Source organism: Hymenobacter armeniacus (genome assembly GCF_014699055.1).
GTDB classification, from domain to species: Bacteria; Bacteroidota; Bacteroidia; order Cytophagales; family Hymenobacteraceae; genus Hymenobacter; species Hymenobacter armeniacus.
In genome coordinates this window covers 155,172-173,423 of sequence record NZ_JACXAC010000003.1, presented here as the reverse complement: position 1 = coordinate 173,423, position 18,252 = coordinate 155,172, and the positions used below count along the sequence as shown (strand labels likewise).

Here is an 18,252-nt window from a genome sequence, read left to right as displayed (position 1 = left end):
CTTGACTTTTAGGGCTTAAATCACTATATTAGGTCACATTCATCGGGAACAAGCGCCGGCCACGCGGCCGCGCTTTCCCGGCGGATGAGACCTAATTTTTTTTCAGCCATGAAAAACCTGCTGGTGCCCACCGATTTCTCGCCCGAAGCCCACCACGCCTACGAGGTGGCCTTGCAGCTGGCCCGCCACACCGGCGGCTCCGTGACCCTGCTCCACGTGCTCGAAGACCTCGACGAAGCCGGCGGCGGCATCAGCACGCTGGGCGGCAGGCTGGGCGGCCCGGGCATCGACGAAATCTACCCCATTAAGCTCATGGAGGCCACCAAGCGCCGCCTGCGGGCCCTCGTGGCCGAGGGCGCCCCGCTGGCCGGTGCCGTGCCCGTGCGCGAGGTCATCAAAACCGGCCCCATCGGCGCAGGCATTCTCAAAGCCATCGAACGCCACCACATCGACCTGGTGGTGATGGGCGCGCGGGGCCACGGCGCCATGGAGCACTTTTTCGTGAGCTCGAACACCGAGCGCATGATTCGGCTGGCGCCCTGCCCGGTGCTGGCCGTGAAGCACCGGCACGTGCCGTTTGCCGTGAAAACGGTGGTGTTCCCGTCCGATTTTTCGGAGGAGGCCGGCCAGGCCGTCGAGCAGCTGCGCGAAACGCTGGCCGCTTTTCCGGAAGCCAAGCTGCACCTGCTGCACGTGCTGGGCGACCGCGACCCTTTTGCCGCCCGGCAGCGCATGGAGGCCTTCGCCCAGCTCGCGCAGCTGCCCCCCTGCGAGATGAGCGAGGTCAACGCCAGCCGCACCGCTACCGGCATCGAGCAATACGCCGAGCAGGTGAAGGCCGATTTGGTGGTCATTCCCACCCACGCCCGCTCCGGGCTCAGCAGCTTCTTCCACACCAGCATTGCCGAGGCCGTGGCCACGCACGCCTTCCCGCCGGTGCTCACCTACCACTTCAGCCACGTGCAGCCCGCCGCCGAGCCCATCCCCGCCTCCGAATACGCTTACCCCATGTTTGTGTAAGCGACTAAACCTTCTGTCATCCTGAGCGCCGCGAAGGACCTTCTCACCGAAGAACAGTTTGCAGCCACTCAATCGGTGCTGACGTGAGAAAGTCCTTCGCGGCGCTCAGGATGACAGATGACGTAGGCGCAGCCGCACCTGGAAATCGCCTTTCGGCCGCAGCGTGACGAGCGGCTGCATGGTCGCGGGGGGCTGCCCTGCTACCCATTCTATCTCAAAAAGCCGCAGCAGCTCCAGCGTGACGAGCTGCATTTCGGTGAGGGCAAACTGCATGCCGATGCACAGGCGCGGCCCGCCGCCGAAGGGCACGTAGGCAAACGGCTGCACCGGCCGCGCCTGGCCCGGCGCAAAGCGGCGGGGCCGAAACTCCTCGGGCGCGTCCCAGTACTTGGCGTCGTGGTGCAGGCCGTGGAAGTAGAGCGAAAACAGCGTGCCTTTGGGGATGCGCAGGCCCTGGTACTCGTCGTCGGCCAGGGCCACGCGGTCCACCATCCAGGCGGGCGGGTAGTGGCGCATGGTTTCCTGCACGGCCCAAAGGGCCTGGCCCAGGCGCGGCAGGTCGTCGAAGGCGGGCGCGCGGCCGGCCAGTACGGCGTCGGCCTGGGCGCGAATGGCCACGGCTTCGGCCGGATGGTGGGCCAGCAGGTAGGTGAGCCAAGTGAGGGCGTTGGCGCTGGTTTCGTGGCCGGCCACGAGCAGGATGAGGGCCTCGTCGAGCACGCGGTCGGGCGTCATGGGCTCGCCGGTGTCTTCGTAGCGCACGTCGAGCAGCATTTGCAGCAGGTCGTCGGGCGGGGTGGCGCCGGGCTGGGCGTTGGCCTGCTGGCGCTCGGCTATGAGGCGGCCCAATAAGGCGCGCAGCTCGGCGGCCAGCGCGTCGTGGTACCGGAACCGGCCCCGCAGCCGAAACCACGGGTTGAGGTAGGGCTGCCGGATGGTGCGCACAAAAAACGCCTGAATCTCGGTGATGAGCCGGGCCAGGCGGTCGAGCTCCGCCTCCGGAAAGTTGGTGCTGAACACCGAGCGGGCAATGATGCGGAACGTGAGCCGCGTCATCAGCTCGTGCACCTCCACGGCGGTGGCGCCGCCCGCCTGCCGGGCCCGGGCCACCAGCGGCGCCAGGGTTTCGGCGGTTATTTCCTGCATCAGCCCCGTGAGGCCCGCCACCCGCTGCCGATGAAAGCCCGGCTGAATGAGCCGGCGCTGCCGGAGCCAGTCGGGGCCGTCGTTGGTGAGCAGGCCGTGGCCTATGTAGCGCGAAAAGCCCTGGGTGAATTTCGACTTGGCGTAGTTGCGGTTGTTTTTCTGCAGAATGTGCTGCGTCAGGCCGGGGTCGCGGGTGAGGATGCTTTTCTCCACGCCGCCGATGTACAGCTGCACGGTGTCGCCGAAGTGCGCCAGGGTAGCGTCCAGCACGGGCAAGGGGTCTTTGGCCAGCGCAAACGAGCGCAGCAACGAGCGCCAGCGCGGCACCCGCGGCAGCTGAAACGCGCCGGCGGTGGCTTTTTCGGAAGCTTCCATGTTCATGTTGTTTGGGCCCGCCACGCGCCGGCCACTCAAAAATACCACCCGCCCGCGGCCACTTCATACTTTTTCGGCCCGGCCGCGTAAACCTCAGCCGGGCCCCGGCCCACGTCCACCTTTTCTTTCCTCCAACCCCCTTGCCCTTATGTGGATTCAGCAAAACCCCAGCACGCCCGCCCCGCTCGCCGATTTGCAAGGCCGCGCCGTGGGCCTCAAGTTTGAGTGCCAGCACTGCAACACCGAAGTCTTCACCGACCTCATCGGCGTGCCCGCCCCCAACGACCAGGCCGACTCGCCCGAGCACGCCGACAACCACGAAATCGAGGAAATTAAGTGCCCCGGCTGCGACATGACCCACCAGCTGGAAGTCGACAGCACCTTCGACGGCGTGACCTTCAAGGTGAGCGACGCGAAGCAGGTGAGCTACCAGGTAGCGGAATCGAAATAGCCGTCTGTCATTGCGAGCGCAGCGCGGCAATCCGTCTTGTTCTCAGCGACTCACCTTCTACTGTGATAAAGCCCTAAACGTGAAAAGCCCCGGCACCATTTCGGTACCGGGGCTTTCTGGTGAAAGAGCGTGTCTGGTTTTGACAGGACGGATTGCTTCGGCCTGTGGCCTCGCAATGACAGCCGCGGGCTACTTCTCCCGCTCAATGGTGTAGTTAATCAGCTCTTCCAGCGACGTGCGGCTCGGCGACTCCGGGAAGGTGTGCAGGATGGCCAGGGCGTCGTCGCGGTACCGCTTCATCGTGTTGATGGCGTAGTCCAGCCCGCCCGATTTCTTCACGAATTCAATCACCTGCTGCACCCGGTCGCGGTGGCCTTCGTTGTTTTTCACGTTGAAGATGACCTTGCGCTTTTCCAGCCAGGAAGCATGCTGCAAGGCATAAATCAGCGGCAGCGTCATCTTCTTTTCTTTGATGTCGATGCCCACGGGCTTGCCGATTTCGGCGGTGCCGTAGTCGAACAAGTCGTCTTTTATCTGAAACGCAATGCCGACTTTTTCGCCGAATAAACGAGCGCGCTCAATCGTTTCCTTGTCGGCCCCCACCGAAGCCGCGCCCACGGCCGTGCAGGAAGCAATGAGCGACGCGGTTTTCTGCCGAATGATGTCGAAATAAACGTCTTCGGTGATGTCTAATTTCCGGGCCTTTTCAATTTGCAGCAATTCGCCTTCGCTCAGTTCGCGCACGGCGTTGCTCACGATTTTCAGCAGGTCGTAGTCGTCGTTTTGCAGGGCCAGCAGCAGGCCGCGCGAGAGCAAATAATCACCGACCAACACGGCAATCTTGTTCTTCCACAGCGCATTGATGGAGAAAAACCCGCGGCGGTAGTTGCTTTCGTCCACCACGTCGTCGTGCACCAGCGTGGCGGTGTGCAGCAACTCGATGAGGGCCGCGCCGCGGAAGGACGAATCGGGCAGCGGGTCGCCGGTGTTGGGTTCGGGGCGGGCGGCGCGGGCCGTGAGAAACACGAACATGGGCCGAATCTGCTTGCCCTTGCGCTTCACGATGTAGCCCATTATCTTGTCGAGCAGCAGCACTTTGGTGCGCATCGACTGGCGGAACTTGTGCTCAAACTCTTCCATTTCGGCCGCAATGGGCGCCTGAATCTGGTCGAGGGAGAAAGTGGGGTGTTGGGGCATTTCGGCAACAATGATACGGCAGAAATAGCAGGGTAAGCCGCGGCGCGGGCCAGAGTGTTTTGTCATTTTGCGCGCGGCTCGCCCGCTCACCATTTCCCCATCTCCCCGGCCCTACCTTCGCTGTATGCTCACTCACGCCTCTTTTTTGCTCAGCGGCCACGGCCACGGCCGGCCTTTCGAGGCCGACGCCACCTTCCGGCCCGATGGCCAGCCCAAGCCGGTGGCGCTGTTTGTGCATGGCTTCAAGGGCTTTAAGGACTGGGGCCACTTTCCGCGGCTAGCCGATTTCTTCGCTGAGCGCGGCTTCGTGTTCGTGAAGCTCAACCTGTCGCACAACGGCCTAGTGGTGGGCGGCACCGGCGATTTGGAAGACCTGGAAGCATTTGCCCGCAACAACTTCAGCATCGAGCTCGACGACATCGGCCAGGTCATCGACGCGCTGTTTGACGGCCACTCGCCCGTGCCCGCCGCCGAAATGGACCTCACGCGCCTGGGGCTGGTGGGCCACAGCCGCGGGGGCGGCCTGGTATTGCTCAAGGCCGCCGAAGACCCGCGCGTGCGGGCCGTGGCCACTTGGGCCGCCATTGCGGAGGTGCACCCGCACTGGCCCCAGGCCGTTTTCGAAGAATGGCAGCGCACCGGCGTGCTGCACGTGCCCAACACCCGCACGGGCCAGCAGCTGCCCATGCACTACCAGATAGTGGAAGACTACCACGCCAACCGCCCGCGCCTCGACATTGCCCACAACGTGCGCCGCAAGCTGCGCCAGCCCCTGCTGCTGGTGCACGGCGACGAAGACGAAACCGTGAACGTGGCCGCCGCCCACGCCCTGCACCAGCTCCGGCCCGATGCCGAGCTGCTGCTCGTGCCCGGCGCCATGCACATGTTTGGCGGGGCGCACCCCTGGCCGCACCAGCAGCTGCCCGAGCCCGCCCGCCTGGTGGCCGAAAAAACGGCTGATTTTTTCCTGCGCACCACGTGAGCGCCACCGTCACTGCCTATCTCCTGCTCGGCAGCAACCTCGGCGACCGGGCCGCGCTGCTGGCCGCCGCCCGCGAGCAGCTGGCCCTGGTGGCCGGCGAACTAGTGGCGGCCTCGGCCCTGTACGAAACCGCGGCCTGGGGCCGCGAAGACCAGCCGGCTTTTCTCAACCAGGCCCTGGCGGTGCGCACTTCGCTCACGCCGCACGAGCTGCTGGCCCACTGCCTGGCCACCGAGCAACGCGCCGGCCGCCAGCGCCTGGAGCGCTGGGGCAGTCGCACCCTCGACGTCGACATTTTGCTGTATGGCCCTGAAATCATCGACGCGCCAACGCTAACGGTGCCGCACCCGCGCCTGGCCGAGCGGCGCTTTGCGCTGGTGCCGCTGGCCGAAATTGCGGGTGGGGTGCGGCATCCGGTGCTGGGGCTGCGCGTGGCAGAATTGTTGGCGCAGTGCCCGGACCTGCTGCCGGTGCGGCGCTGGTATTGAACGTGTACCCCGAAGTTGTGCTTCGGCTCAGAGGAGAACGTTGTACATCGTTCTGCTGAACCGAAGCACAGCTTCGGGGTACATTCAATCGGCGCCTACCTAGCCAATCGTGGCCGTGGGCACAATTTTCTTCACCAGGCCTTGCAGCACCTTGCCGGGGCCGCACTCGATGAATTCGGTGGCGCCGTCGGCGGCCATGCGCTGCACCAGCTGCGTCCAGCGCACGGGGGCCGTGAGCTGGGCCAGCAGGTTGGCTTTGATTTCGGCCGGGTCGGTGTGCGGCAGGGCGTCCACGTTTTGGTACACGGGGCACTTGGCCGCGTGGAAGGTGGTTTTTTCGATGGCCTCGGCCAGGGCGGCGGCGGCGCTTTGCATGAGGGGCGAGTGGAAGGCGCCACCCACGGGCAGCGGCAGGGCGCGCTTGGCGCCGGCCGCTTTCAGGGCTTCGCAGGCCTTGGCCACGCCCTCCGAAGAGCCGGAGATGACGAGCTGGCCGGGGCAGTTGTAGTTGGCGGCCACCACCACGGAGCCGCCGCCGGTGATTTCCTGGCAGATGCGCTCCACCACCGCGTCGTCGAGGCCCAGAATGGCGGCCATGGTGCCGGGCTGCTCTTCGCAGGCGGCCTGCATGGCCTGGGCGCGGCGGGCCACCAGCGGCAGGGCGTCTTCAAACTTGAGCACGCCGGCCGCCACCAGCGCCGAGAATTCGCCCAGCGAATGGCCGGCCGTCATGCCGGGCTGCAGCTCGGGGCGGGCCACAAACTGGGCCACCGAGTGCACGAAAATGGCGGGCTGGGTGACGTCGGTGCGGCGCAAGTCCTCCTCCGAACCCGTGAACATGATGTCGGTGAGGCTGAAGCCGAGCAGGTCGTTGGTTTGGGTGAGCAGGGCGCGGGCGTCGAGGCTTTGGTCGAACAAGTCGCGGGCCATGCCCGGAAACTGGCTGCCCTGGCCGGGGAATACAATGGCGGAAGTCGAGCTCATGGCAATGAGTTGCTGAGGGAGGGAAAATGGATTGGGGGCGCAAGCTGCACAAAAACCCGCATTGCCCCAAAAAAACGGAGCGGACCCCAGGGCCCGCTCCGTGTGCTTTGGCGCCGCGCGCCGCACTGGCAACGGCAGCTATCGGACAATCTCCACCCAGCCCTTGTAGGTGCGCTTGGTGCTGGCCACGTCGGCAAACTCTACCTCGGCCAGGTAGTAGTAGATGCCATCGGCGGTTTTGCCGTCCTTGCCGCCCGAAACGTCGCCGCTAATGGGCCCGCCGCCGTCCCAGTTGATGAGGGCGGGGTCGTCGGCCGTGGTCGTGTTCTCGAAGACCTTGCGGCCCCAGCGGTTGAAGGCCTGGAAGTGCACGCTGCGCACAGGCGAGTTGTTCTTGGGCTTGAACACGGCATTCTGCCCGTCGCCATTGGGGGTGAAAATGTTGGGCAGCAGGAAGAACAGGCAGTTTTCCTGGCAGGCCACGTTGCTCGTGTCGCTCACCGCGCCGCCGGCGGCCACGGCCTGCACCGCGTAGCACCCGCCGGAGTTGGGCAGGTTGCCGTGGTTGAAGGTGGTCTGGCTGGTGGTGCCGATGAGGGCAAACGCGCCCGAGGTGCCCGGGCGGTAATACACGCGGTAGCTGGCCACGGCCGCGTCGCAGCCGGCCGGGGTGTTGCCCAGGGTCCAGCGCAGGGCGTTGGTGTAGGTCTGGCTGCCCGATGATTGGGGCAGCGCCGCCAGGCTGTCGCAATTCGTGGCTTTCAGGCTCAGTACGGGCGTGCAGGGCGGCGCAATCAGCGGGCGGCACTGCTCTTGGCTTTTGTTGAGCAGCGAGCTCAGGAAGCCGGTGAGGGTGTAGCGGCCTTCCGTCTGCACGTAGTAGCAGTAGGTCTGGCCCTTCACCAGCGCGGGGTCGCGGTCCACGTAGCTGCCGCCGCTCAGGCCCGTGGGGGCGGTGGCCACCTGCACGTAGGTGGGGCTGCCCGTGAGCTTGCGGAAAATCCGGACGGGCCGGGCCGAGTTGTCCCACGGCACGTTGTGCGTCCAACTCACCGTGAAGGCCGTGGGCGGATTGGCGGCCAGCACGGTGGTGCGCACGCTGCTGGCCGGCGCGCTGGTTTCGGTGATGCTGGACTGGCCATTGGGGAAGGAGCGCACAAACTCCAGCCGGTAGCTATACTGCCGGTCCAGGGTATTGAGGTTGGTGTCGACGTACGACGTGTCGTTGAGCGAGGTGAAGGTGCGCACCGGCACAAACGTGGCCGGGTTCAGCCCCTCGCCGCGCGAGAGCACGAAGCTGGGCGTGCCCGCAAACGAAGCCCCCGTGGCCGTGCGCGGCTGCGTCCAGCGCACCGCAATCTGGCCGGCGGTGGCGCTGGTGGTTTCCACGTCCACGTTTTTCAGCTGGGCCGCGCGGCCGGCAAAGGTCACGCAGGCCTCGTCCGAAGCCAGGCTGGCGCCGCCCGCGGGCAGCGGGAAGTCGGCGTAGAGGCGGTAGCAATACGTCAGGCCCCGGTCGAGGCCGCGCCCGCCGTTGTCATCAGTGAAGGTGGTGGCGCCGGGCAGCACCGTGCCGATGCGCACGTAGCCCGACGAAGCCGGAATGCCCGTTTCGCAGGCGCCCGGCGCTGGCCCCGGCCCCACTTTGCGGTAGATGTACATGTTGGCCGCGTTGGTGCACGTGTACCGGTCCCAGGTCAGGGTGGTGCTGTTGAGGCCCCCGGTGGTGGTGCTGGCCACGGCCTGCACGTTGCGCGGCGGCGGCCCCACCACCCGAATGCTCCACACCTGCTCGTCAATCAGGGGCTGGTTGGAGGGCGTGGACGCGCCGGGCGGCGTGTCCTGGGCCTTAAACACCACCAAGTAAGGCTGCTGGGCCACGTTGCTGCAGTCAGTGCGCCAGGTGAAGACGCCGCTGGCTACCGGCGGCCCGGCCTGGGTCTGGAAGAACGTAGCCGGCGGCCTGATGCCGGAGAAAGCGAACAACGCAATGGGCGTAGGCGCGGCGCTGGTGCTCGATGACCCGTCCACGGCCGTGACGGTGCCGGTCACGGTTTGGCCTGCCACCACGCACAGGTCGGGCGGCAGCGTCAGGATGGGCCGCAGGTTGTTGGTGTTGATGACCACAATCTGCATGTCGCGCACCACCTCTCCTATCTTGCGCCAGCCCAGGGGCGTGCGGCGCAGCTCTTCTACCCGGAAAGCAAAGTTGTAAGTACCGGCCTGCACGGGCGCATTCCAGGTAATTTGTCCGGGGTTGGCCCTTCGGTTGCTGATTTCAAAAATGGCCGGCACGTTGGGCACCTGCCCGGCCGGTATGCCATTGTAGGGCACTTGGTACGGCACGGTTGGCTGCGTGATGATGGGGTCGTTGGGGTAGCGGAAGTTCGGCACGTCGCTCACCTGTGGGTTGTTGTTGCCGGTAGCGCCGGCGCAGGGCGACCCCACAATTGCATCGGCCAGCAAGGTGGACTTTTGGCTGGGCTGCAGGGTATATACCAGGGAGTCACCGTCGGCGTCGTACGCGCCGGGGTTGTGCACGAACACTTGGTTTACGGCGGCTTTATCTACAGCCGGAGCAGTCAGAATGGGGGTGCGGTTTGCGGCGTAAACGGGCGCAATCTCAATGGTGGTGCTAATGTAAAACGACTGGTTGCCGGAGGCGGTCATGTTCAGCACCCCGGCCACCCGGTTTTCCCCCACGTACTTAATGGTGTATTGGCCGGCTGCGGGAAAGGTGTGCTCGAATAGGTAAATGTTATAGCTCGTATCCGAAAGGCCCGGCAGCGGCCGGCGGCCCCCCACGCGGTCCACGCCCTTGTAGCAGCTCGACGTGCCATCGCCGAAGAAAATGGTGACTTGGTTTTCGTCCACCACATTCTGCCCTTCGGTGGTATAAAGCACCATCTTGAAGAAGATGCGGCGGGGGTTGCGGGCCGCCGTGGTGTCCACTTTGGCCTGAATGTCGCCGGCCCGAATGTGGCTGGCCCGCGCGGCCTCGGGCCGGGCCAGCAACCCGGCCGCGGCCAGCAGCAACAGCAGCAGCAAACGGGCACCGGCGCCTGGTCGGAAGAGGAAAAATGCTTGCATGTCTAATCCAGCTGATGAAGCGCGGCCACGCCCCCGGCGGCCCCGAAAAACGAAAAGTAAAGGACTAACCCGACGCTTGGCGCCAGGTTTCGGCAAAGTAGGGCCTGCGCCCCAAAAATGTACTTACCCGCCCGCCGTACCGCCAGTTAATGCCCCAAAAATCAAGCCCAAAAAGACCTTCCGTGGAGAAGGCTTTTTGGGCTTGATTGCTACGCTTCCGGCCAGGGCCTACCGAACAATTTCGACCCAGCCCCTGTACGTGCGCTTGGTGTTGGCGAAATCGGCAAACTCCACCTCAGCCAGATAGAAGTAAACGCCTTCCGATACCGTCTTGCCCGCACCGGGCGAGGTGCCGCCCGGCGTTCCCGACTCCAGTTCGGGCCCGCCGCCGTTCCAGTTGATGAGGACGGGGTCGTTAGCCGTGGTGGTGTTCTCGAAAACTTTGCGGCCCCAGCGGTTGAAAGCCTGGAAGTGCACGCTGCGCACGGGCGAGTTGCTGCGGGGCCGGAACACGGCGTTCTGCGCGTCGCCGTTGGGGGTGAAGATGTTGGGCAACGAGAAGAACAGGCAGTTGTCTTGGCACGCCACGTTGCTCGTGTCGCTCAGCACGCCCCCCGTGCCCACGGCCTGCACCGCGTAGCACCCGCCATTGAAGGTGAGGTCAGCATGCACGTAGTTGGGCGTGATGGTGGTGCCGAGGAAGGTGAAGGCGCCGGTGGGCGTGGGCCGGTAATACACCCGGTAGCCAGTCACGGTGGCGTCGCAGCCGGTAGGCACGTCGGTCAGCGTCCAGTTCAGGCGGTTGGTGTACCGGTCGCTGGCCGTGGGGAAGTTGGGGCGCGCGGCCAGCTCGTCGCAGTTGGTGGGCTCAAGCGTAAGCTTGGGCGTGCACGGCGGGCTGCTGAGCACGAGGCAGCTTACCTGGCTGCGGTTGATGAGCGAGTTGAGATAGGGCACGCCCGCGTACTGGCCATCGGTCTGCACGTAGTAGCAATAGGTCTGGCTTTTCACCAGTGCGGGGTCGCTGTCGGTGTAGGTGCCGCCGGTGGCCGTGGTGGGGGCCGTGCCCAGGCGCACGAAGGCCCCTGCGCTGCCGGCGCGCCGGAATATCACAGCCGGGCGGGAGGCGTTGTTCCAGGGCACGCTGTACGTCCAGCTGACCCGCACGGCCGTGGCCGCGGCCGAGGTGGGCGCCGTGGTGGTGCGCACGCTGCTGGCCGGGGGCGAGGCCTCGCGCACGGCGGGCCGCGGGTCGCCGGCCGGGAAGGTGCGCACAAACTCCAGCTTGTAGGTATACTGGGTGTCCTGGGTGTTCAGCCCGGTATCGGTGTAGCAGGTGTCAACCAGCGAGGTGAGGGTGGCAATGGGCGTGAACGCGGCAGGTGCCTGCCCCGCGCCGCGCGACAGCACGTAGCTGGGCGTGCCCTCGAAGGTGCCGCCGCCCACCGGCCGCGGCCGCGTCCAGCACACCTGAATCTGGCCGGTGGCGGTCGAAGTGTTTTCCACGTCTACCTTCACCAGCCGCGCCGAGGTGCCCTGAAACGATACGCAGGCCTCCTGCGAGGCAATGCTGGAGCCGCCGGCCGGCAGCGGAAACTCGGCGTAGATGCGGTAGCAGTACGTCTGGCCCCGGTCGAGGCCCTGCGGGTTGCCGTTGGCGTCAAGGTTGCTGTCGGTAAAGGTGGTGGCCGTGGCCGGCACCGAGCCGATGCGCACATATCCCGCCGAAGCCGGAATGCCCGTTTCACAGGGCCCGGGCACGAAGCTCGACGGGTTTACCTTGCGGTAGATGTAAATCTGCGAGGCGTTGGTGCACACGTAAGGATTCCAGGTGAGCGTGGCGCTGGCCACCGTGCCACCCGTGGCCGGGGCCGCGCGCAGGTTCTGGGGCGGCGGTCCCACCACCGTGATGCGCCAGGCGCGCTCGTCAATCAGGGGCGAATTAGAGGGCGAGGGCGGGCTGGGGTTGTCCTGGGCCTTAAATACCACCAGGTAAGGCTGGCGGGCCACGTTGCTGCAGTCAGTATTCCAGGTAAATGTGCCGCTGGCCTGCGGCGGGCCGCTTTGCGTCTGGCGGAAAGAGGCCGGCGGAATGATGCCCGAGTACGCAAACAGCGTAATCGGCGTTTGGGGAGCGGTGGCCGAAGCCACGTCCACGGCAGTCACGTTGCCGGTCACGGTTTGGCCGGCTATCACGCAGATGTCGGCCGGCACCGTGATGAGCGGCCGCAGGTTGGCCGCCGCCGTCACAATAATCTGCATGTCGCGAATCACCGAGCCAATTTTACTGCGGCCCAGCGGCGTGCGGCGCCACTCTTCCACCTCAAAAGCCACGTTATACGGCCCAAGCGAGATGGGGGCGTTCCAGGTGATTTGCCCGGTGTAGGGGTCTTGCACGAAAATGGCCGGCGCCCCCGGCACCCCGGTGGGCGTGCCCGGAAACGCCACCTGCACCGGCCCCGGCGCAATGGCCGGGTCGTTGGGGTAGCGAAAATTGGTAATCTGCACCGCAGCGGGGTTGTTGGTGCCCGTGCCGCTGCACGGCGCCCCCTGCGTGCCCGTAATGCCCAGCGGCACCTGCTGGCTGGGCCGCAGGTGAAACGCCAGCGAGTCGCCGTCGGCGTCGTAAGCGCCCGGGTTGTGCAAAAACACCTGGTTGATGGCCGCGTTATCCACGGCTGGGGCCGTGAGGATAGGCGAGCGGTTACGGCCCAGCGAGGGGTTGATGGTGAAGGTGGTGCTGATGTAGAACGTCTGGTTCACCGAGTTGTCGGTGTTGCGCACCCCGGGGTTCCGGTTTTCGCCGATGTAGCTCACCGTGAAGCTGCCGCTGGAGGGGTAAGTATGCTCGAAGTAGAAGATATTGTAGCTCGTATCGGGGTTGCCCGGCACCGGCCGGCGGCCGCCAAAGCGCGGCACCGGGGTGCAGGTAGAAGTGCCATCGCCAAAAAAGAAGGTGGCATTATCGGCCGGCACACTCGAACTATTGTCGGTGTACAGAATCATCTTGAAGAAGATGCGGCGCGGATTGCCCGGCGAGGTGGTGTCCACCTTGGCTTGGATGTCGCCGGCGCGCAGGTGGGTGGCTTGCGCCGCGCGGGGCCAGCCGCCCAGCACCAGTAGTACGCCCAGCAGCAGCGCCGCCGGCGCCCATGCCCTTACTCGAAGCGGAAAAAACTGTGTCATATCAAGCAGATAACGAAAGAAAAGAAGCCTGGCCTCGGCGCGGCAACGATTGCTGCCCATCCCACGCTGCCCTGCCTTGGCAAACCACACCGCGCCCGTGCGTGTTAACGATGCCGGCGGCGGATAGATTCACCACGCCGGTCATAGTTTATCGAAATACGCCCCGCAGCCAAGAATAAAGCCCACGCGTTGCCCGGTTAGCAGGCGGGGGCTACCTTTGAGCCCTCAAAACACACCTCTTCACTTGCCCAGTTTGGCTACTATATGAGTTGGATAACAAAAACCTTAACCAGCAGCATCGGCCGGAAAATCATCATGTCGGTCACGGGCCTGTTCCTGTGCACCTTCCTGGTCGTTCACCTCATCGGTAATTTGCAGCTGTTTAAGCACGACCAAGGCGCTGCTTTCAACACGTATTCCCATTTCATGGGCACCAACCCGGTCATTCGCACCATCGAGTGGGGCCTGGTGCTGGGCTTCGGTTTCCACATCTTCGAAGCTTGGGCGCTCACCCGCCGCAACAAGGCGGCCCGCTCGCAGGGCTACGCGCAGTGGCACGCCGAGAAAAACTCGGAATGGACCTCGCGCAACATGGGCATTTTGGGCACCATCATCCTGATTTTCCTGCTGGTACACCTCTACAACTTCTTCTGGCGCGCCCGTTTTGGCGGCCTGCCCAAAGTGGGCGGCGCCAACCCCGAAGTGCGCGACCTCGACAACCTGTACCTGGCCGTGGTCGACTCCTTCCACGTGTGGTGGTACGTGCTGCTCTACGTGCTGGCCCAGATTAGCCTCGGCTACCATTTGTGGCACGGCTTCCGCTCCGGCTTCCAGACCCTGGGCCTCAACCACCGCAAGTACACGCCCCTCATCAAGTACGTGGGCTACGTGTTTGCCGTGGTGGTGTCGGCGGGCTTCGCCTCCATGCCGCTCTACTTCTTCCTGTTCACCAACGCCCAGGGCGAACTGGCGGCCAACGCTCCCAGCCTGCTGCACACCGTCGCGTCGGCTTTCTAAGCAATTCGGTTGGCCGGTAGAAACCCGCCGCGCGCCGCAACACCTTGGGCGCTCAGCTGTTCTACTACCAAACGTCACTCCATCACTCCGCTCCCAGTATGCTGTTGGATTCCAAAATACCCGAAGGCCCCCTCGCCGAAAAGTGGGAAAAGCACAAGTTCAACGTGAAGCTCGTGAACCCCGCCAACAAGCGGAAGTATGACATCATCGTGGTCGGCACGGGCCTGGCCGGCGCTTCGGCAGCGGCCTCGCTTGCCGAGTTGGGCTACAACGTGAAGGCCTTCACCTACCACGACTCGCCCCGTCGCGCGCACTCCATTGCGGCACAGGGCGGCATCAACGCCGCTAAAAACTACCAGAACGACGGCGACTCCGTGTTCCGCCTGTTCTACGACACCATCAAGGGCGGCGACTACCGCGCCCGCGAAGCCAACGTGTACCGCTTGGCCCAGGTGTCGGTCAACATCATCGACCAGTGTGTGGCCCAGGGCGTGCCCTTTGCCCGCGAATACGGTGGGCTGCTGGCCAACCGCTCTTTCGGCGGTGCCCAGGTAAGCCGCACGTTCTACGCCCGCGGCCAAACGGGACAGCAGCTGCTGCTGGGTGCCTATTCGGCCCTGAGCCGCCAGATTGCCTACGGCAAGGTGAAGATGTACACCCGTTCCGAGATGCTCGACGTGGTGGTGATTGACGGCCAGGCCCGCGGCATCGTGACGCGCAACCTGATTACGGGTGAGATTGAAACCCACGCGGCCCACGCCGTGGTGCTGGCCACCGGCGGCTACGGCAACGTGTTCTACTTGAGCACCAACGCCAAATACTGCAACGTGACCGCCGCCTGGCGGGCCCACAAGAAAGGCGCTTACTTCGCCAACCCCTGCTTCACCCAGATTCACCCCACCTGCATTCCGGTGAGCGGCGACTACCAGTCCAAGCTCACGCTGATGTCGGAGTCGCTCCGCAACGACGGCCGGGTGTGGGTGCCCAAAACGGTGGAAATGGCCGAGCGCGTGCGCCAAGGCCAGATTAAGCCGCAGGACATTGCCGAAGACGACCGCGACTACTTCCTGGAGCGCAAATACCCTGCTTTCGGCAACCTGGTGCCGCGCGACGTGGCTTCGCGCAACGCCAAATTGATGTGCGACGAAGGCCGCGGCGTGGGCAGCACTGGCCTGGCCGTGTACCTCGACTTCTCCGAAATCATCAAGCGCACGGGCGCCGAGGCGGTGAGCCAGAAGTACGGCAACCTGTTTGCCATGTACGAGAAAATCACCGACGAAGACCCGTACAAGCAGCCCATGCGCATCTACCCCGCCGTGCACTACACCATGGGCGGCCTGTGGGTGGACTACAACCTGCAAACCACCGTGCCCGGCCTCTACGCCACCGGCGAGTGCAACTTCTCCGACCACGGCGCCAACCGCCTCGGCGCCTCGGCCCTGATGCAGGGCCTGGCCGACGGCTACTTCGTGATTCCCTACACCATTGGCGATTACCTGGCCAGCACGCCGCCCAAGCCCGTGAGCACCGACCACCCGGCCTTTGCCGAGTCGAAAGCCTACGTGCAGGCCCGCACCGAGCGCCTGCTCAGCATCAACGGCACGCGCACGCCCGACCAGTTTCACAAAGCCTTGGGCCACATCATGTGGGAGTATTGCGGCATGGCCCGCAACGCCGAAGGCCTGCGCCACGCCAAAGCCGAGATTCAGAAGCTGCGCTCGGAGTTCTGGAGCGACGTGAAAATCGTGGGCTCGGGCGAGGAAATGAACCAGGCCCTGGAGAAAGCCGGCCGCGTGGCCGACTTCCTGGAGCTGGGCGAGCTGATGGTGGACGACGCCCTGAACCGCAACGAGAGCTGCGGCGGCCACTTCCGCGAAGAGTACCAGACCCCCGAAGGCGAGGCCCTGCGCAACGACGACGAGTACGCGTACGTGGCAGCGTGGGAATACCAGGGCGAAAATCAGCCTGAGAAACTCAACAAGGAAGAGCTGACGTTTGAAAACGTGAAGCTCACCCAGCGCAGCTACAAGTAATACCCTGTCATGCTGAGTGCAGCGAAGCATCTTATCACGCTGACGCCAGTTTAGTTACTACCCCCACCGAGCCCGGCGTGATAAGGTCCTTCGCGGCGCTCAGGATGACAAACGAGATATTTAAAGAAAGATGGCCGGTTCCAACCCCAATGCTAAACCGATGAACCTGACCCTGAACGTATGGCGGCAACCCAACCGCCAGGCCCAGGGGAAAATGGTGGAGTACCACGTAAAAGACATTTCGCCCGACATGTCCTTCCTGGAGATGCTCGACGTGCTGAACGAGGACTTGCTGCACGCCGGCCAGGACCCGGTGGCGTTCGACCACGACTGCCGCGAGGGCATTTGCGGCTCGTGCGACCTGTTCATCAACGGCCGTAGCCACGGACCCGAGAAGGGCACCACCACCTGCCAGCTGCACATGCGCAAGTTCTCGGATGGCGACACCATCACCATCGAGCCCTGGCGCGCCAACGCTTTCCCGGTCAACAAAGACCTGAGCGTGGACCGTTCGGCGTTTGACCGCATCATTCAGGCCGGCGGCTACGTGAGCGTGAACACCGGCGGCGCCCCCGACGGCAACGAGATTCCGATTCCGAAGGAAATTGCTGACCGCGCGTTTGAGGCGGCTACCTGCATCTCGTGCGGCGCCTGCGTGGCGGCCTGCAAGAATGCTTCGGCCATGCTGTTTGTGTCGGCCAAGGTGTCGCAGCTGGCGTTGCTGCCGCAGGGCCAGCCGGAGCGAAAGTCCCGCGTCGAAAACATGATTGCGCAGATGGACAAGGAAGGCTTCGGCGCCTGCTCCAACATCGGCTCGTGCGCAGCGGAGTGCCCGGTGGGCATTTCGCTCGAAAACATTGCCATTCTGAACCGCGAATTCCTGGCCGCCAAGGCGACTTCGAACAACCTGGCGTAAAGCTTCGCACCAGACAATAAAAAAGCGCGACGGGCAGCCGTCGCGCTTTTTTTGTGCCTTACTTCTCCCCTTCTACCCGCAGCTTGGGCACCACCCACACCACCAGCAGGCCCAGCACCGACACCAGGGCGAACGACCAGCGCAAACTCGCCGCCTTGGCCACAAAGCCCACCAGCGGCGGCACCATCAGAAAGCCGAAGTAGCTGACCGTCGACACCGACGCAATGGCCGCGCCCGCGCTCAAGGGGTTGGCACGGCCCACCAGGCTGAACACCAGAGGAACTACGCACGACACGCCCAGCCCGCCCAGCACGAAGCCCAGCCCCGCCACTACGGGCGTGGGAAAGGCGGCGGCCAGCAGCAGCCCGGTGCTCATGAGCAGGCCGCTGGCTTGCAGGATTTGCTTGATGCCGAAGCGGCCCACCAGCCAGTCACCTAGGAAGCGGCCCGACGTCATGGCCACCATGTAGAGGGTGAAGCCCAGGCCGGAAATGGCTTTGGGCGCGTGGGCCGCTTGGGAGAAATACACGCCGCTCCAATCATAAAACGTGCCTTCGCACGCCATGGAGGCGAAGGTGATGAGGCCGTATTTCAGCACCGTTTTCTCGGGCCAGGTGAAGAAGGACTTCTTTTCGGGAGCCGGCGGCAGGGCCAGCGTTTGGGGAAAGAAGGCAAAGGCCAGCGCCGTAAGGCCCACGGAGACGGCGGCGAAATGCACGGTGGTGCTCACGTCGCGGCTAATGAGCAGTGCCCCCAGCCCCGCCGCCGCAAAGCCCGCCACGCTCCAGATGCCGTGAAACGTGGCGATGATGGAACGGTTGTACAGCGTTTGCACGCCCACCGATTGGGCGTTCACCGACAGGTTGAGCAGGTTGCGCGAGCACCCGAAGCAGAACAGGAGCACGGCCAGCTGCCAGGTATGCGCCGCAAACCCCAGCAGGCCCAACGCCAGATTGTAGAGCACGGCCCCAACCAGCATTACCTGCCGGCTGCTGAAGCGCTGCAACAGCTGCCCGGTCACGGGCAGCGTGAGCATGAGGCCGGCCGGCAGGGCCAGCAGCACGCCGCCCAGCTCGGCAGCGCTCAGCCCCAGGCGGTGCTGAATGACGGGGATGCGCGAGGCCCAGGTGGCAAACCCAAACCCCGACACGAAGAAAAACAACGCAATGGCCACGCGGGCCCGCGTGGGCGACACCCGCAACGGCGACTCAACCAATACTTCACTCATAATTCAGGGTGGCCGGGAGGCCCTGCGGCGCAAAGTAAGGCCACTGCGGCAGCGAGGGACCTGTTTCCTGTGGCTTTGGGCGGGCATAGCGGCAAAATCAGTTTCGCGCAAAGGCCTTCCTATACGGCGGCTTTGCCTC

General features: G+C 64.6%; 13 protein-coding genes. 7 read left to right on the top strand and 6 right to left on the bottom strand.

Annotated elements, in window-relative coordinates; all coding sequences use genetic code 11:
- Positions 1-108: 108 nt before the first annotated feature.
- Positions 109-1,020, top strand: coding sequence for a universal stress protein (locus IC234_RS09100; protein WP_190923667.1), 912 nt, complete (start codon positions 109-111; stop codon positions 1,018-1,020).
- A gap of 105 nt (positions 1,021-1,125) precedes the next feature.
- Here the strand turns inward: IC234_RS09100 and IC234_RS09095 are convergent, their stop codons facing one another.
- Entirely contained in the window at positions 1,126-2,541 is a 1,416-nt protein-coding gene (locus IC234_RS09095) for a cytochrome P450 (RefSeq protein WP_190923665.1), read from the bottom strand.
- A gap of 148 nt (positions 2,542-2,689) precedes the next feature.
- On the opposite strand from IC234_RS09095, the gene IC234_RS09090 reads away from it, so the two are divergent.
- Positions 2,690-2,992, top strand: a complete 303-nt coding sequence (locus IC234_RS09090; RefSeq protein ID WP_190923663.1) for a hypothetical protein — start codon at positions 2,690-2,692, stop codon at positions 2,990-2,992.
- Between the two features lie 189 nt (positions 2,993-3,181).
- Here IC234_RS09090 and IC234_RS09085 read toward each other — a convergent pair whose 3' ends face one another.
- Positions 3,182-4,189, bottom strand: coding sequence for a polyprenyl synthetase family protein (locus tag IC234_RS09085; RefSeq protein WP_223827581.1), 1,008 nt, complete (start codon positions 4,187-4,189; stop codon positions 3,182-3,184).
- 124 nt (positions 4,190-4,313) lie between these two features.
- Here IC234_RS09085 and IC234_RS09080 point away from each other — a divergent pair, with 124 nt between their 5' ends.
- Positions 4,314-5,171: an alpha/beta hydrolase family protein gene (locus tag IC234_RS09080; RefSeq protein ID WP_190923661.1), complete on the top strand. Its 858-nt coding sequence runs from the start codon at positions 4,314-4,316 to the stop codon at positions 5,169-5,171.
- The gene (folK, locus tag IC234_RS09075) at positions 5,168-5,659 is read left to right on the top strand and encodes a 2-amino-4-hydroxy-6-hydroxymethyldihydropteridine diphosphokinase (RefSeq protein WP_190923659.1); all 492 of its coding nucleotides are present in this window, start codon (positions 5,168-5,170) and stop codon (positions 5,657-5,659) included. The genes IC234_RS09080 and folK overlap by 4 nt, the downstream gene beginning before the upstream one ends.
- Positions 5,660-5,758: 99 nt before the next feature.
- Here folK and fabD read toward each other — a convergent pair whose 3' ends face one another.
- From fabD to IC234_RS09060, 3 genes are all read right to left on the bottom strand, one after another.
- Positions 5,759-6,643: an ACP S-malonyltransferase gene (fabD, locus tag IC234_RS09070; protein WP_190923656.1), complete on the bottom strand. Its 885-nt coding sequence runs from the start codon at positions 6,641-6,643 to the stop codon at positions 5,759-5,761.
- Positions 6,644-6,781: 138 nt separating this feature from the next.
- A complete protein-coding gene (locus tag IC234_RS09065) occupies positions 6,782-9,733 on the bottom strand; it encodes a T9SS type B sorting domain-containing protein (protein ID WP_190923646.1) in 2,952 nt (983 codons plus the stop codon).
- A 228-nt stretch (positions 9,734-9,961) separates the two neighbouring features.
- Entirely contained in the window at positions 9,962-12,919 is a 2,958-nt protein-coding gene (locus tag IC234_RS09060; protein WP_190923644.1) for a T9SS type B sorting domain-containing protein, read from the bottom strand.
- Between the two features lie 264 nt (positions 12,920-13,183).
- Between IC234_RS09060 and IC234_RS09055 the strand changes: the two genes are divergently transcribed.
- The 3 genes from IC234_RS09055 to IC234_RS09045 all read left to right on the top strand — a co-directional run bounded on the left by IC234_RS09055 (position 13,184) and on the right by IC234_RS09045 (position 16,885).
- Complete coding sequence (locus tag IC234_RS09055; protein WP_190923642.1) at positions 13,184-13,936, top strand: succinate dehydrogenase cytochrome b subunit; 753 nt, start codon at positions 13,184-13,186, stop codon at positions 13,934-13,936.
- 98 nt (positions 13,937-14,034) lie between these two features.
- A complete protein-coding gene (locus IC234_RS09050; RefSeq protein WP_190923640.1) occupies positions 14,035-15,969 on the top strand; it encodes a fumarate reductase/succinate dehydrogenase flavoprotein subunit in 1,935 nt (644 codons plus the stop codon).
- Between the two features lie 160 nt (positions 15,970-16,129).
- Positions 16,130-16,885 carry a succinate dehydrogenase/fumarate reductase iron-sulfur subunit gene (locus tag IC234_RS09045; protein ID WP_190923638.1) on the top strand — a complete coding sequence of 252 codons (756 nt, stop codon included), beginning with the start codon at positions 16,130-16,132 and terminating at the stop codon, positions 16,883-16,885.
- A gap of 58 nt (positions 16,886-16,943) precedes the next feature.
- Here IC234_RS09045 and IC234_RS09040 read toward each other — a convergent pair whose 3' ends face one another.
- Positions 16,944-18,113: an MFS transporter gene (locus IC234_RS09040; protein ID WP_190923636.1), complete on the bottom strand. Its 1,170-nt coding sequence runs from the start codon at positions 18,111-18,113 to the stop codon at positions 16,944-16,946.
- Positions 18,114-18,252: the final 139 nt, after the last annotated feature.